Source organism: Pseudomonas sp. F220, assembly GCF_057813935.1.
Map to the genome: position 1 here is coordinate 91,909 of NZ_JBVASJ010000005.1, position 14,127 is coordinate 106,035.

Annotated in this window: 15 protein-coding genes and 1 pseudogene; 4 read left to right on the forward strand and 12 right to left on the reverse strand. The window is 56.9% G+C overall.

The features are described 5' to 3' along the window. Window positions 1-19: 19 nt before the first annotated feature. Window positions 20-784, reverse strand: coding sequence for an SDR family oxidoreductase (locus ACZYSM_RS07095; protein WP_489070203.1), 765 nt, complete (start codon window positions 782-784; stop codon window positions 20-22). A gap of 142 nt (window positions 785-926) precedes the next feature. Here ACZYSM_RS07095 and ACZYSM_RS07100 point away from each other — a divergent pair, with 142 nt between their 5' ends. Further along, entirely contained in the window at window positions 927-1,826 is a 900-nt protein-coding gene (locus ACZYSM_RS07100) for a LysR substrate-binding domain-containing protein (protein ID WP_489070204.1), read from the forward strand. 309 nt (window positions 1,827-2,135) lie between these two features. On the opposite strand, the gene ACZYSM_RS07105 is transcribed toward ACZYSM_RS07100, so the two are convergent. The 5 genes and pseudogenes from ACZYSM_RS07105 to ACZYSM_RS07125 all read right to left on the reverse strand — a co-directional run bounded on the left by ACZYSM_RS07105 (window position 2,136) and on the right by ACZYSM_RS07125 (window position 6,319). Then, window positions 2,136-3,935, reverse strand: coding sequence for an NCS1 family nucleobase:cation symporter-1 (locus ACZYSM_RS07105; RefSeq protein ID WP_489070205.1), 1,800 nt, complete (start codon window positions 3,933-3,935; stop codon window positions 2,136-2,138). Window positions 3,936-3,979: 44 nt separating this feature from the next. Then, window positions 3,980-4,297 (reverse strand): DUF7693 family protein, encoded by a 318-nt coding sequence (locus tag ACZYSM_RS07110; RefSeq protein ID WP_489070206.1) that lies wholly within the window; start codon window positions 4,295-4,297, stop codon window positions 3,980-3,982. Between the two features lie 123 nt (window positions 4,298-4,420). Continuing rightward, window positions 4,421-4,663 (reverse strand): hypothetical protein, encoded by a 243-nt coding sequence (locus tag ACZYSM_RS07115; RefSeq protein ID WP_489070207.1) that lies wholly within the window; start codon window positions 4,661-4,663, stop codon window positions 4,421-4,423. A 229-nt stretch (window positions 4,664-4,892) separates the two neighbouring features. Continuing rightward, window positions 4,893-4,991 (reverse strand): annotated as a pseudogene (locus tag ACZYSM_RS07120) (DUF7693 family protein); the annotation flags it as partial. Window positions 4,992-5,452: 461 nt separating this feature from the next. Then, window positions 5,453-6,319, reverse strand: a complete 867-nt coding sequence (locus ACZYSM_RS07125; RefSeq protein ID WP_489070208.1) for a patatin-like phospholipase family protein — start codon at window positions 6,317-6,319, stop codon at window positions 5,453-5,455. 611 nt (window positions 6,320-6,930) lie between these two features. On the opposite strand from ACZYSM_RS07125, the gene ACZYSM_RS07130 reads away from it, so the two are divergent. Further along, window positions 6,931-8,127 carry an MFS transporter gene (locus tag ACZYSM_RS07130; protein WP_489070209.1) on the forward strand — a complete coding sequence of 399 codons (1,197 nt, stop codon included), beginning with the start codon at window positions 6,931-6,933 and terminating at the stop codon, window positions 8,125-8,127. 316 nt (window positions 8,128-8,443) lie between these two features. Here ACZYSM_RS07130 and ACZYSM_RS07135 read toward each other — a convergent pair whose 3' ends face one another. Then, window positions 8,444-8,887 (reverse strand): hypothetical protein, encoded by a 444-nt coding sequence (locus ACZYSM_RS07135; protein WP_489070210.1) that lies wholly within the window; start codon window positions 8,885-8,887, stop codon window positions 8,444-8,446. A 107-nt stretch (window positions 8,888-8,994) separates the two neighbouring features. Between ACZYSM_RS07135 and ACZYSM_RS07140 the strand changes: the two genes are divergently transcribed. Next, the gene (locus ACZYSM_RS07140; RefSeq protein WP_489070211.1) at window positions 8,995-9,303 is read left to right on the forward strand and encodes a LysR substrate-binding domain-containing protein; all 309 of its coding nucleotides are present in this window, start codon (window positions 8,995-8,997) and stop codon (window positions 9,301-9,303) included. 214 nt (window positions 9,304-9,517) lie between these two features. On the opposite strand, the gene ACZYSM_RS07145 is transcribed toward ACZYSM_RS07140, so the two are convergent. From ACZYSM_RS07145 to ACZYSM_RS07160, 4 genes are read right to left on the reverse strand one after another with little or no spacing between them, the layout of a single operon-like run. Beyond that, window positions 9,518-9,919, reverse strand: a complete 402-nt coding sequence (locus tag ACZYSM_RS07145) for a DoxX family protein (protein WP_489070212.1) — start codon at window positions 9,917-9,919, stop codon at window positions 9,518-9,520. An 18-nt stretch (window positions 9,920-9,937) separates the two neighbouring features. Then, entirely contained in the window at window positions 9,938-10,606 is a 669-nt protein-coding gene (locus tag ACZYSM_RS07150) for an alpha/beta hydrolase (protein ID WP_489070453.1), read from the reverse strand. Continuing rightward, complete coding sequence (locus tag ACZYSM_RS07155; protein WP_489070213.1) at window positions 10,599-11,441, reverse strand: DODA-type extradiol aromatic ring-opening family dioxygenase; 843 nt, start codon at window positions 11,439-11,441, stop codon at window positions 10,599-10,601. The genes ACZYSM_RS07150 and ACZYSM_RS07155 overlap by 8 nt, the downstream gene beginning before the upstream one ends. 19 nt (window positions 11,442-11,460) lie before the next feature. Continuing rightward, window positions 11,461-12,090, reverse strand: a complete 630-nt coding sequence (locus ACZYSM_RS07160) for an NADPH-dependent F420 reductase (protein ID WP_489070214.1) — start codon at window positions 12,088-12,090, stop codon at window positions 11,461-11,463. Window positions 12,091-12,199: 109 nt separating this feature from the next. Here ACZYSM_RS07160 and ACZYSM_RS07165 point away from each other — a divergent pair, with 109 nt between their 5' ends. After that, window positions 12,200-13,099, forward strand: a complete 900-nt coding sequence (locus ACZYSM_RS07165; RefSeq protein WP_489070215.1) for a LysR family transcriptional regulator — start codon at window positions 12,200-12,202, stop codon at window positions 13,097-13,099. A 27-nt stretch (window positions 13,100-13,126) separates the two neighbouring features. Here ACZYSM_RS07165 and ACZYSM_RS07170 read toward each other — a convergent pair whose 3' ends face one another. Further along, the gene (locus ACZYSM_RS07170) at window positions 13,127-14,080 is read right to left on the reverse strand and encodes an alpha/beta fold hydrolase (protein ID WP_489070216.1); all 954 of its coding nucleotides are present in this window, start codon (window positions 14,078-14,080) and stop codon (window positions 13,127-13,129) included. Window positions 14,081-14,127 lie beyond the last annotated feature (47 nt).

Sequence of the window (14,127 nt, forward strand, 5' to 3'; positions counted from 1 at the left end):
GGAGTCCTTGGCGCGAGAGTTAGACGACGCTGGTCAAGCCACCATCGACGAAAAGGGTCTGGCCGTTAACGAAGTCGGACGCTGACGAGGCGAGGAAAACTGCCGCGCCGCACAGTTCCTCGACATTGCCCCAGCGCCCGGCGGGGGTACGTTGCACCAGCCAGTCGGAGAAAGCCGGGTCGTCGACCAGCGCCTGGTTCAGCTCGGTCTGGAAATAGCCGGGGGCCAGGGCGTTGATCTGTAGACCATGGCCGGCCCAGTCGGCACACATACCACGGGTGAGCATGCGCACGGCGCCCTTGCTGGCGGCGTAGGGCGCGATAGAGGGGCGGGCCAGCTCGCTTTGCACCGAGCCGATGTTGATGATCTTGCCGCGCTGGCGAGCGATCATGTGTCGGGCCACAGCCTTGGACACATTGAATACGCCATCGAGGTTGGTGCTCATCAGGCGGTGCCAGTCTTCGGCACTGACGTCCTGGAGCACCTGACGATGCTGCAACCCGGCGTTGTTGATCAGAATGTCTATTGGACCCAGGCGGTTTTCCAGAGCATCGACGGCCGTTGCGACGGCCTCGTGGTCGGTCACGTCGAACACCGAGTATTCGGCGTCCAGGCCTTCATCGCGCAACAGCGCGCAGGCGCCTTGGGCGCGTTCGGCATCGCGGCCATTGAGCACCACCTGAGCGCCAGCTTGTGCCAGCCCACGAGCCAGGGCCAGGCCAATGCCGCGCACTGAGCCGGTGATCAGCGCCCGACGCCGGTTCAGGCGAAAGTTGTCGATCATGTGTTTCTCCCTGTCTTGGATTTATGAATGGGGCAATGACGCCACTTTCAACCGCTACCGCCCTGGCATGCCAATCGTTTATGGTGATGCCGTGATCACCGATCGTGATCACCAAAAACGCTGTACCGAATTGGGAGGGTAAGTGGAACTCAAACATCTGCGGGCTTTTGCGGCCTTGGCCGAAGAGCTGCACTTTGGTCGTGCGGCGGCGCGCCTGCACATTGTCCAGCCGGCCTTGAGTGCGCAAATACGTGCCCTTGAGGAAGATGTCGGGGCGCAGTTGTTCGAGCGTGACCGGCACCGGGTCGAGTTGACCGAGGAGGGGACGCTGTTTCTGCCCGAGGCCCTGGCGACCCTGCGCCAGGCCGGGCGCGCCCGTGAGGTGTTACAGCAGGCCGCGGCCGGAGAGGTCGGGGTGTTACGTCTGGCATTTGTGTCTTCAACGTTGTCGCAATTGTTGCCGGTGCTCGTGCGTACGCTGGAGGAGCGCTACCCGCGTATCGAACTGGAGCTCAAGGACATGCCTTCGCTGCCGCAGGCCCGGGCCTTGCTGGACAATGCCCTGGATTTTGGCTTGGTACGCCTGCCCTTGAATGTGCCTGGCGTGCACACGCGCATGCTCTTCGAGGAATCGCTGGTGGTGGCGCTGCCGCAAGACAACCCGCTGTGCGCCCAGCGTCGTATACAGCCTCAGGATCTGGCTGGGTGTCCGGTGCTGGTACTGGCGCGTAAGTTCGCCCCCGGTCTGTATGACCAGATGCTGGTGGGTTTTCACCGACGCAAGATCACCCTGACGATTGCCCGGGAGATGGGCGAATTCACCACCCAGTTGGCGTTGGTGGCCGCCGGCCTGGGCGTCGGCATCTTGCCAAGCGGTGCCGCATCGGCGCTGCCAATCGGAGTCGTGACCCGACCACTGGCGCTGGCCATGAGCGGCGCCGGCATCGGTGTGGCCTGGACCGGACTGGAAAATCCACGCAAGCGGGCGCTGATGCAGGTGCTCGACGAGCTCTATCCCGCGTCGAGTCCTGAGCTTTCTTAGGGGCTGTAGGGAAAGGTGGGGGCCCGCTCATCCAGCTCCTGGCTCCACTGTGCGGACAGGCGTTTCCAGTCAGCGGTCGTGGGAGAGGAAAAAGTGATTGCGGTGAGCCGCAGCCCTTTGCGAAGGGTACGTATCCGGCACCACGCCGCCTGGGTCAATTCGGCATGTGCCATGCCCAATATCGGTCAAGTGGCCCGCGAGGTCGCCGAGGGTACGGAAGAGGCCCGCCAAGCCAGGGATTAAATCGATGAAGCCCTCAAGATTGACTGCGCGTCCGTTCCACCATGAGCCAGCTTCACGATCTGGCGACTAAACATCCGCCCCCATGCGACTTGCCGCCACATGGATGAACGCTCCGCTCACTGCACCTATCAGGCACCCCCAGTCGCCAATATTGAAAATCAACCCAAATGCGCCCAGCAATGCCAAGCCGATCGACACGCTTCCCGAAACAATCAGCGCGAACAAGGCCTTGGTGTTCCAGCCACCCTTGAAATACAGCGAGCCATCGGGAGACAGGGTGTACAGATCCTCCAGCTTGATGATCTGCCGCTTCACCAGATAGTAGTCCGAGACCATGATGCCGAACATCGGTCCCAATACGGCACCGAAGACACTCACGAAAATCGTGATCGCTTGCGGACTCGACACGAACAGCCATGGGCAGACCAGCACCGACAGGATTGAGGCGATCAAGCCACCCATCCTGAAGTTGATTTTCTGCGGCGCAAGATTGGCGATGTCATAGGCTGGCGAGACGAAGTTGGCAACGATGTTGATACCCATCGTTGCGACGATGAAAGTAATGGCGCCGATGATCGAGACGAGCGGGTTATTGATTCTTTCAACAATCAAAACGGGGTCCATTATGGCCTCGCCGAACACCTGTATCGAACCGCCAGTGACAATGACCGTGATTAACGCAAACAGGATGAAATTAACCGGAAGGCCCCAGAAGTTGCCCTTTTTCATCACTGATTCGCTCTTGGCAAAGCGTGCAAAGTCGCCAAAATTCAGGAGCAGTGCAGCGAAGTAGGCCACGATCAGCATCGCCGCGTTAGCCATCAGGCCGATGGACTCCAGGCCAGTGAACTGTTGGTCGGACAGCTGCATCGAGAAGCTGTCCAGGCCTGTTTTCGAGATAATCCAGCCGGCCAAAACGAACATGACCAGATAAATGATCGGACCGCAAAAATCGATAAATTTGCGAATCGTCTCCATCCCTGCCAGGAAGATCACGAGCTGAAAAAACCACATGAAGGCAAAACTGATCCAGCCCAGCGTGGAAAGGCCCAGCAGGCTTGCGTGGGTAAAATCCACAGCCGAGGGTATCAACGTGATCACCAGCACCTGCACGGCCTTGGAGGCGAAATACGTCTGCACACCGTACCAGACGATGCCGACGATCCCGCGCACGGACGCTGCGAGATTGGCGCCCATGACGCCGAAAGACATGCGCGCGACCACTGGAAACGGAATGCCGTACTTTTGCGACGGCCTGCCGATCAAGTTCATCAAAAGGTAGACAATCGTGATCCCTGCAATCATTGAGAGCAACACCTGCCAGCCTGCCAGCCCAAGAAAGAACAGGCTGGCTGCAAATGTATAGCCGCCTACCGAGTGAACGTCGGACATCCACATCGCGAAAAGGCTGAACGTCCCCCAGGTTCGTCCCTCCGGCTGTGTGGGGGCGAGGTCCTGGTTGTAGAGCTGGGAGAGCGCGCTCGAGATGACCACTACCGGAGCTTGATGTGTATCGGTAAGCATTGGCGTGATTCCCATGTTTTTTTCGCATTCTGATTGGCGCCATTTCTGCGCAATATTGCCCACACCCCTAAAGTTGATAGTGGTCGCGACCACTGCTTGCTGCGCCCAGGGAGACTTGGCCAGATACCGACTCGCATACCGACGTGGCATGATCGAGGTGTCGGACCAGCGACGGGCACGCGGGATGTAACGGGTGACACACCACGACAGATATCGCTTCAGCAATTGTAGGTACTGGTCACGGGTACGCAGATCAATTCGTGGGAACGGCGCGGTTTGAGTTGTGCCGATTCTGCCGGCCAGGTTGTCGGCCTGACGGCCAACCGCATAACCGTTCAGCAAGGCCAGAATCGCCTCAGTTTCTAGTGGACGGTATGGGGGGGCGATCAAAGGCTTGCGAGCTTATATTCCAGCTGTTGATGCTCCCATGCGCTGAGTAGGTCAACAGGGTTGGTACCGTAACGCTGCCAATCCTCAATCGTTCCGACTTTGCCAGCAGGACACCTAGCATCCTCACAGTAGTCCAGGGAGCCGCAGTCGTTGAAAAGCATAAGCGTCCAACCGTCAACCTCAACGGGCATGTGGCCGGCGTAGATTTCACTCCAGGACTGCGCGCTCAGTCGCCGCATGGTAATTACACCCATGGCGATATCTTTGAGAACTTGGTAAACCTCTCGAGCAGTGAGGGCTGAGGCTGTTGTCATATGTGTCGTCCTTCGGGCTCGCAGATACTGGATTCAAAGAAAGTGCACGTGAGGTGCTGTCGCGGCTGTATACGGCGTGGCGACTGTTGCCGGGCGGGACACCTTTCTATTCGTCATTCGCGCTCACGCAGGCTTCACGTTCTCCTCTATCTGCCGCACCGCCTGCGCATCAGCTTGGAGAAGTTTGAGCTTCAGTTTTTCGAAGTCTTCGCTGTTCACCCAATCAATACGCCATAGCATGTACAGCATGCCCTGAGCCTTGTACAACGCTTCCAGGCGCTCTGCATGATTGTCAGTTCGGCGTATGTCATCTGTCGCTTCCTCCAGGTCATCCAGGGCCTGCGCTTTGTTTTTGCCATAGCTCATGATGGGACTCCTGATATGTTGTATTGCTCAGCGCCGTGGTCACGATAATACGGTCGCGTCCCGGATTATTCTGGCTCACCGCATGGCTTATGCAATGTTACGTACAAATCCCTAGTGCGGCCCTGCATGACCTCATCGAACGACACAACCACTTGTTCATAATCATAGCGCCAGTCATGGGAAACCGGCTGGCCAATGACGGGTGAGGAAGGTGAAGTCAGTCATCCCATGACTGGCTACACGCTCTTCGCATGGTGCGTGTGCCAATCGCTACGTCCTTAAGAACCTGATAGACCTCGCGGGCGGTGAGAGGGGAGGTTGTGTTCAAAATTGTCCTTCCTTCTCGCGTATGTAGGACGGATTGTGAGTAAACGCGATGCTACAGAACTGGCATTTGAGCGGCTCAGCTCCGCATAACCCCGGCTAGTAGCCCGACTGCGAGCGGAGCCAGGCTTCCACCTTTTCCAGCGTGCTCAGCTCGCAAAACTTCGGCCTTCCAATGGCCAGGAGGTCTAGCAACCGCTGTCTGTCCATCTCCGCTGGGAACCACTCAGCGATCTCGACATTGCAGTGGTTGGCCTGATTCTCGATCAAAGTACAACAGGAAATGCCATCCACCCGTAGAGCCTCCAGTGGCTGGAAAATTGATTGCGGCTTTCCCGGTGATGTAGTGCTCACGGGGCACTCGGCATAGGTCAACATCGAAGCGGGGCCTGCTCAACCTCTCCAGGTACTCTCGCAATATTGCACGGAGTGTTGAGGGCCTCTTTTATAGGTAATTCACATCAATCAATGCTCATGGGCATGTGAATGGATGGTCAGGGCACCAGGTACCTTGGTGCGTTCGAGCCCCCCACGTTCCAGCCACCGGAGAGTCTGCTCATAGGCACGCAGCAGCAAAGACTCGGTCTGGTCAAAGTTGAACACCGAGACATCCACAGGGCACAAGGGCGGCACGATGTGCAGACTGGTGAGAGCGCGGAAGTGTTCGATGTCGCTCACCAGTTGGCGCATGCTCATTAGATTGACGGTGTGCAGTGCTAAGGCGACCAAGCCTCGGGGCGGTTGCGTTAGGGCGCAACTCACGCCCGTGGGGATTACCACGACGTTTGTGGCTCCCAAGGCTACGGCAGTCGAAATAGGTGTATTGCTTGCCACGCCGCCGTCAACCAGGAACTGATCGGCGATTTGTACGCAGGGGAACACCAGCGGGATAGCAGCGCTGGCCAGTAACGCCTGTTTGAGTTCGCCACTGGACAGAACAGTCTCGGCACCACTGAGTAGATCTGTGGTGACGATGTAGAGGGGCAGCGTCGCCTCTTCAATGCGATGAATGGGCAGTGCCTGATCCAGCAATCGGTTCAAGGCCGCCGGCTGCAACAGAAAGCCACGCCGTTTGATCAGTCCCCTACAGGTATCGAGCCAGGAGAGGGGAAAGATGTCAGTTTTACCTAGCCCGCGCCAGAAACTGGCGAGCGCCTCGACGCCATCTGAATCGGGCCTTGCGGCAAAGTAGGCACCGTTGATAGCGCCTACCGAAGCGCCAACCACCATGTCGAATCGAACATTGGCCTCAACCAGGGCCCGCAACATGCCCACCTGCACCGCACCCAAACTGCCGCCGCCAGCGAATACGATTGCGGTTTTGGTCGCCATGGTCGAAGTCTCGGTGCAGAAATGTACCGATTTAGTGTAGCTGACGGATCCGCGTTACTTCCGGGTGCTCGCCACATGCTCGAGCCGTCGCAAGCGTGTAGTTCCGGACGATGCCGAATCCCAACGGAAACGGGATGAATGCGGGACGGAGCGCGCTTCTACTCCCAGACTGCGCCCATAGCTTTCAAGATATATGACAACGAAGAGAAGCTGCGTCTGAGGACGACCTTCCGGGGTATCTTTGTCACGCCAGCTTGGCTGCCGGGGCGTTAGTACCGATCACCTTTCCATTGCCGTCACCCGAGAACTCTTTTTACTTGGCGTGGGACAAAGGTGCGCTTCGTAATCCCCGTATTGGTTTTATTCGTGATTATTTGGCTGAGCTTGTCCAACAAGGCGTGTTTGCATCGAGTCTTGGCTAACAAAGCTTCATATAGCACTCGAATACGGTTTTGGGGCAGGAGCCTGGGGGTAGGCGACGCCAATATGTATAAAATATTTTATATGTATGGGTTGTTTTGTTGATTTTATTAATGCATCGAGGATGAATAGGATCTGCCCTTATCAAGGGTCGAGCGCGTTGCCCGGCACCGAATAAGGAGCTTCCTGAAATGCCTTTCGTCATCTACATATTCGCCCTCAGCGCGTTCGCGCTGGGGCTGGCCGAGTTTGTACCGATCGGTCTTGCCGACGTCATGGCGAGCAGTTTGAATGTCGATGTGGGGCAGGTGGGTAAGGCAGTGACTGCTTATGCCTTGGGCGCCACGTTCTCGGCCCCGATCTTGAGTGCGCTCACCGCAAGCTGGCCGCGCAAGAACGTAATGTTGGTGACGGGGGTCATCTTCAGCCTGGGTAGCCTGGTCGCCGCGCTATCGAGTGACATTACGACGATGCTGGGTGCTCGGTTCGTTGCGGGGATGGGGCACGGTTTATTTCTCGCTGTCGCCTCGAGTACCGCCGCGCGGTTAGCCGGTCCGCATCGGGCGGGCAGTGCAGTTGCGTTGGTTTTTGGCGGCTTCACCCTGGCGATGGCCATCGGTGTCCCCATCAGCACTTACTTGGGCAGTTTTGTTTCCTGGCGGCCACTTTTTCTCTCCATTTCAGCGTTTGGTGTGTTCGGCTTTTTCGGCCTTCTATTGGGCATGAAAGAGCCGCCCCAAGAGTCTGTTCTACATCTTCTCAATAGTGCACGGCAGGGACTGCGCGCCCTGTTCAATACAAAGCTGCTGGCCGGTACCCTGGTTACAGTCATGGCTTACGGAGGCACGTTCATCCTGTACACCTATATCGCACCGATCTTGATTCAGCTGACTGAACTCAGCATGTATACCGTCAGCATTTTCATGATGATCTACGGTGTGGCGGCGGCGATTGGCAACATCATCGGCGGAAAAATGTCTGACCGTCTCGGTGTGGATCGGACGAGCCTTATAATAATCAGCGCAATCGTAGTGGTGCTGTTGGCTATGTGGTTACTGGTTAGTTCACCCATCAGCATGGCTATTCTGGTCGCGTTGCTCGGTCTGTTGAGCTTCGCCGCCGTACCGGCGTTGCAGGCCCGCCTGATTGGTCTGGCTGAAGTTCATGCGCCTGGAGCGCATAGCGTAGCGGCTGGTTTGAATATTGCCGGCTTCAATTCGGGCATTGCACTGGGTTCATTTTTCGGTGGAGCAACCATCAGCACGGTAGGCCTCTCATACACCGGTTTGGTGGGAGCCATCGTTTCTGGATTGGGATTGTCTCTGTTGCTGTGGCAGTTGGCTCGGTCCAAGAGCGCTGCATATACGTTGGCTGATAGTCGCGCATAGCTCACGAATGGCTACTTGGCCTGGCAGACTGTGGGGCCCGATTGGGCACCTCGTGTGGAACGAACGCTAAGACATCATCAAATACACAGTGAAACGAAACTTCGTTCTTGATGTACCCTTCGAGCAAGTCCAGAGTTGAGTCCATTCCTACGGCAGGAATTAATGTAAACCCTTAGACTTCAATGGGTAGGGCACTAGATGCGAGTCTCGTTTCCCGATCCATACGCAAAAACGCCGCTCATTTGAGCGGCGTTTTCGTTTGTGCGTAATTTGTTGGGCTTCGCTGATGCTGAGCTCAATGCCCAGCCTGCGGCAATCATATGATATTGCCGCAAAAGAGGTCCATGTTCCCGTCCATCGGGGCTGCGCGTACCACAAGGGCATAAGAGCCAGCGCGCAGTTCGGCCAATGGTACGGGTGCTCGTTTCCACATTTGCCAAGGGGGTGGACGCTTCATGAGGAAGTCCGTGAGCACTGTCTGGTTCATCGAATAAGCCGGTTGCGGGCCAAGCTGCTGGCAAGAGCCAGGGTAGATATAGGTGTACAGATGGACGGGCAGTACGGTTCCGCTCGGCACACCACTGACGACCAGCGAGATGTCGGTCTCATTGCCGGCCGGGGTAAATGCGGCCCGGGCAATATGCCCGGCATTGTACGGTGTAGCAGTCAGGGGGACATCGACGATTTGATCAGGTCTTGTTGCGCAACCCGAAATCCACCCAACCGCAACCACCAACGCCAGCCAAGATACTCTGTTCATACAGATCTCCTGATGTGAGGGATGTGTTGCAGTGGCCCCTCTGTGAATTCTAGCTGATCTCTGATTGCCGTTCCGAGTTCTGGGAGAATGGTTCTAGACTTGCTCATTTGGACGATGTTGGTGGAGGGAAGGGGCAGACTATCGGTTCAAGCCTGGTCGCGTCGCCACACTACCTTTCAACCCGAGGTGTACCTTCACGGCCATCGGAACTGTCCAGCCATTCATGCCTGCGTTACCGATACCCCACCAGCGGTAAACTCGACCCTTGGCCTCTGGTGTCAAAAAAGGGGCAGGACAGTGTTGAACCGGGACAGTCAGCTACCCCCAACGCGATTGAACCGTTGTTGGCAATGGCTGAGGCGGGGCAAGGAATAGCCTGTCTCCCTGATTTTTTTTGTCGAGGACGCCATCGCTGACGGACGATTGGTGCCTGTGTTGGATCGCTACGTTCGCGACCACCGTACCTTCAGCATTCTCTGGCCATCCAGTCGTCATCCGTTACCCAAGATAAAGGCCTTTGTGAGCTTTATGACATTGCGCCTCACGTGAACCGTTACGGTTGACCCAAACGCAAACTGCCGACGCGCTGGAGTTTTTCAGAGCGTCGACAGGCCTTAACTTTGCAGTGACTTACGCTTTGTTGGATGCCTTTGCCGCAAAGGCGCCGTCACCCAGCAACGCGACGACCAGTGCCGTTACGGACAGGTAGACAGGATATTCCCAGCCGCCATTGGCGTTGGTGAAGCTCCAGCCATTGCCGAAGTGGACGGTCGCGGCCACGAACAGCTGAACCACTGCCAGAGCGGCCACCCAGCGCGCATAGATACCCAGTACCAGCATCAATCCACCCATCACTTCAAATGCCATGACCGGGTAGGCCAGGAAGCCTGGGAAGCCGATGGATTCAAAAAAGCCGGCTGTGCCTGCAGGGGTGAACACGAACACCTTGGTCAGACCGTGAGCGATGAACATGATGCCTAATGCCAGGCGCATTACGAATGCGGCATATGGAGCGGTACGTGAGTCAATCATGGTGAGGTTCCTTTTTGTTTAGTTAGAAAGTGACAGCGTGTTTGTCAGCCATTGCGAAAAATCGGCCAGCTCTTCAGCGACAATCTCGTGGGCCATGTTGTAGAAATGTGTTTCGTGTGGGACGCCAATTCGATCCAGCCAAGCGTCAGCCTCTTTCGCCCAGTCCACAGGCAAGACGTTGTCCTGATGACCGTGGGCGATGAAAGCCGCGATCGACTTGAGCCGATCGGGTGTTGCGATCTGGGGAGCAATTTCCCGCAGCATCCGTCCACTCAATATCGCGAAGCCTGCTACCTGTTCCGGCTCGGTGACCCCTAGGCTCGCACTCATGATGCCGCCCTGACTGAAACCTGCGATCACTGTCGGCAGCTTGGGCAGCGCTTCAATAAAACTGTGCAAGAGTTTCCGACTGGATTCCGCCTGCTCTTGATTGAACGAGGGGCCATTACTGGTGAAGTTCACCTGATACCAGGCGAAGCCTTGTGGGCCAACCTGCAGCGGTCCGCGGAGCAGAATCACCTCCAGCTCCTGAGGCAGGGATCCAGCCAGAGCCGCGAGGTTCGCTTCATTCGAGCCTACGCCATGCAGCAGAAGCAGACGGGCCTTGGGGGCCGAGGTGCTCGACTTACGGAAAAACAGGCCCGACTCCGGCTCCCGGACCGGTTCAGAAAAAGTAATGTCACGCATGGTATGCAACGCCTTGGCTGGGTTGAGTTGACTCGAATCCATCATTGTTGGTCGAGGAAAAAAGGTAGCTGTCCATTGCCAATACCCCGTAGGTCACACCGCCCTCCAAGACGCGTGTTTCATAGCTTTCGCCGGCCGCGCCCAAGGCGATAAGCAGTGGTAAGAAATGCTCATCGGTTGGATGGGCGCGCTCAGCTGAAGGCGCGTTTTGCTTGTAGTCCAGCAGGTGATCGGTGTTACCCGCCTGCAGTGTTTGGGCTGTCCAGGCAGCAAACTCTTTCACGTACTCAGCCCCATGGCTGGTCGCTCCACGAAACTCATACAAGTTATGAGTGAGGCTTCCAGAGGCCACGATCAGCACATTCATATCCCGAAGTGGCTTGAGTGCTTCACCCAGTTTCCAGGCCTGGTGGGTATCGAGGCCGGCAGGCATCGATACCTGAACGACGGGTATGTCTGCTTCAGGGGCCAGATACAGCAGAGGCACCCAGGCGCCGTGGTCCAGGCCTCGACGGTCGTCAAGCCGGGACTTCCATCCCGCATTCTGCAGCAGACCCACGATATGAGCGGCGAGGGCCGGAGCGCCCGGTGCGGGGTAGCGCAACTGGTACAACGCGTCGGGGAAACCACCAAAATCGTGAATGGTTTCGGGGGCGGTGCTCGCCGTAACGCTGATTTCGCCGCGGGTCATCCAATGCGGGGAGAGGATGACGATGGCATCAGGTCGCGGCAGTTCGCGACCGAGCTCGGCCAGACGTTGACCCGCCAGACCGGGCTCGATGGCAAACATCGGAGCACCATGAGACACAAATAACAGGGGGAACGAAGTGTTCATGGTGAGTGCTCCGAAATAATTACTTGTTAAGCCAGACGGGGGCGATGGAAGTGCCCAGGCCTGCGCCATAGCCGAGATAAATGTTCAGGCCTGCCAGTGGCTCGAGGTAACGGGCATTGATCAAGCCACCAGCGTCCACTGTGTTCCAGCCCAGGCTCTGTGCAAGCGAGATCGCGGTCTGTTTGGCACGTTCACTGTCACCGGCGACAAACACGCTGCCACGTTGGTTATCAGCGAATTGAGGGCCATCTGCGAGTACCTGTGCGAACAGGGTGTTGAACGCTTTAACCACGTGCGCTTGTGGAACCGCCTTGGCAATTTCTTCAGAAGCACTTGTCACGTGACCGATGGTCAACGACATGTAGTCGGCGCTCAGTGGGTTGGTGATGTCGACGACAACTTTACCCGCCAGATCTCCCAGGCTTTGCAGTGCCGCTATGGCGTCTGCGTAGGCTGTCGCAACGACAACCACTTCGCTGTCACCCAATGCTTGAGCAGCAGGATAGGCGCTGACATTTTCAAACTGAGCGGCCACAGCTTTGGCCTTTTCGATGTCACGGCCAGTGATGCGAACGATATGTCCAGCACTGGACAACTGTTTTGCGAACGCCGAGCCCATGTTTCCGGTACCAACTACTGTTATTTTCATAGCTACCTCATTTGCATTGATTTGCGTTTCGATGGGGTCAGCTTATAGGTTGTTAATTTGAGATAAATAAGGCCAAATGCGATGAACAGTTCCACTAAGTGAGACAGTAATGGATAGGGCGCTGGAGATGCAGGTCTTCTGCACGGTTGTCGATAAGGGCACCTTCATCGGCGCGGCCGAGCCCCTGGAGATGTCTAAGGCAGCCATTTCGCGCTATGTGAGCAGTCTTGAAGAACGGCTGGGCGCACGGCTCCTCCACCGCACGACTCGCCGACTGTCGTTGACGGATGAGGGGCGGCAGTTCTATCACCAGGCGCGGGAGGTTCTGGCGCTGATGAATCAGGCGGAGGAGGCCGTATCGGCCACCGCACCGGAACCCAGTGGGGTTTTAAGGGTGAATGCACCGGTTAGTTTCGGTGTGCTGCACTTGGCGCCGATATGGGGCGACTTCATGAAGGCCTACCCCAACGTCGAGTTGGACATCAGCTTGAACGACCGGTTGGTGGATCTGGTGGAGGAGGGCTTCGATGCCGCTGTTCGTATTGCCCGCATGGAAAGCTCTTCCCTGATAGGTCGCCGTCTGGCGGGCACGCGGATGTGTCTGTGTGCTTCACCCGATTATCTGGCCAGCCACCCTCAAGTGCGCACTTTGTCTGACCTGACAGAACACGGAGTGATTGCCTACACCAACTTCGCCAGCGGCAATGAATGGCAGTTTCAGGGCCCTGACGGCAGCGAAAGTGTGCGCACCCGCTCGATCGTTCGCTGCAACAATGGCGATACCTGCCGCAGTATTGCCTTGGCGGGGGGCGGTATTGCCTTGCAGCCCAGCTTCATGGTGGCCGAGGATTTGCGGACAGGGGGCCTGGTGCAAATCCTGCCTGAGTACCAGTCGGTCGAACTGGGCATCTACGTGGTCTATCCCACCCGCAAGCACCTGGCGACCAAAGTCCGGGTGCTGATCAATTTTCTGGCTGAGCGATTTGCCCACCCACAATGGGAACAGTAGAGGGGATTTCGCCGAATAGAGTCTGACTCAGTACTTATCCAGAAAAGCTCGCAGGTCGGTCGCGAATTTTTCCGGATTCTTCAACGCCAGGAAGTGATCGCCCTGTTCGGCCTTGGTGTACACCTGCAGCACAGAGCCCGCAATGACCGAATTCATCCAGCGTTGGCTGTCCAGCCAGTCGCTGTATTCGCCGGTGAAAATGGCGGTTGGAACGTTAATCTTTGTCTGGATGACATCGCGCCAATCGTTGGTGACGTGATCGAATAGCACGCGCTCCAGGAACGCCATGTCATCCTTCACAACGGCCTGTGCCAGGCTGATGACGTTGTGAAAGTAGGGCGAGTCCAGGGCCACGGCCCGTTCCAGCACACGAGTCGCGCTGATCAATTGGTTGGTGGACTCCCCTTTGGTGTAGGACGCAATCATGCGCTCTGGTGAGGTGGTGAACGCCCCGGCTTGCAGTCGCTCCTGTTCCGTCCAGTCTGCATGACAATAAACCGAGGGTGCCTGGTCAATGATGCTCAGCGTGCGGATGCCTTGTGTACCGAACAAGTCGATATAGGCCCACAGGATCGATGCGCCCATCGACCATCCGCAGTAATCTGCGTGGGACACGCCCAGGTGATCTGCAAATTCTTTTACGTCCATGGCATATCGGGAAATCCGGTTGCCGAAGGCTACCTTTTCGGAGAACCCTTGGTTCCTGACATCCAGGACGTACACGTGATAATGCTGGCTGAGGATGTGCATGAGGTGAAAGTACAGCGCGCCGTTGGCTGACCAACCCGGGATAAAAATCAGCGGCTTGCCTGCACCGGCTTCCCAATAGGCGAGGTTAACCTGGTCGCTGGTGATAAAGCTGTTGAGTTTCAGGCCTTCAAAGTCAGAAACCCGAGCGGCTTGGCCAGGGATTTCATGGGGAAAGTGAAAGTCTTCGCCGAGCAGCGAGAGAAGCGATTGACTGTTCAGTGGGTATTTCAAAGTGCAATCCCATTCAGTTGAAGAAATGGTGCAGTTGATTCAGGGCG

Excerpts from the sequence above, each read along its gene's own strand:
- ACZYSM_RS07150 (WP_489070453.1), bottom strand. The coding sequence starts at position 10,606 with ATGCGTGACATTACTTTTTCTGAACCGGTCCGGGAGCCGGAGTCGGGC.
- ACZYSM_RS07160 (WP_489070214.1), bottom strand. The coding sequence starts at position 12,090 with ATGAAAATAACAGTAGTTGGTACCGGAAACATGGGCTCGGCGTTCGCA.
- ACZYSM_RS07155 (WP_489070213.1), bottom strand. The coding sequence starts at position 11,441 with ATGAACACTTCGTTCCCCCTGTTATTTGTGTCTCATGGTGCTCCGATG.
- ACZYSM_RS07115 (WP_489070207.1), bottom strand. The coding sequence starts at position 4,663 with ATGAGCTATGGCAAAAACAAAGCGCAGGCCCTGGATGACCTGGAGGAA.
- ACZYSM_RS07165 (WP_489070215.1), top strand. The coding sequence starts at position 12,200 with ATGGATAGGGCGCTGGAGATGCAGGTCTTCTGCACGGTTGTCGATAAG.
- ACZYSM_RS07110 (WP_489070206.1), bottom strand. The coding sequence starts at position 4,297 with ATGACAACAGCCTCAGCCCTCACTGCTCGAGAGGTTTACCAAGTTCTC.
- ACZYSM_RS07135 (WP_489070210.1), bottom strand. The coding sequence starts at position 8,887 with ATGAACAGAGTATCTTGGCTGGCGTTGGTGGTTGCGGTTGGGTGGATT.
- ACZYSM_RS07095 (WP_489070203.1), bottom strand. The coding sequence starts at position 784 with ATGATCGACAACTTTCGCCTGAACCGGCGTCGGGCGCTGATCACCGGC.
- ACZYSM_RS07145 (WP_489070212.1), bottom strand. The coding sequence starts at position 9,919 with ATGATTGACTCACGTACCGCTCCATATGCCGCATTCGTAATGCGCCTG.
- ACZYSM_RS07130 (WP_489070209.1), top strand. The coding sequence starts at position 6,931 with ATGCCTTTCGTCATCTACATATTCGCCCTCAGCGCGTTCGCGCTGGGG.
- ACZYSM_RS07125 (WP_489070208.1), bottom strand. The coding sequence starts at position 6,319 with ATGGCGACCAAAACCGCAATCGTATTCGCTGGCGGCGGCAGTTTGGGT.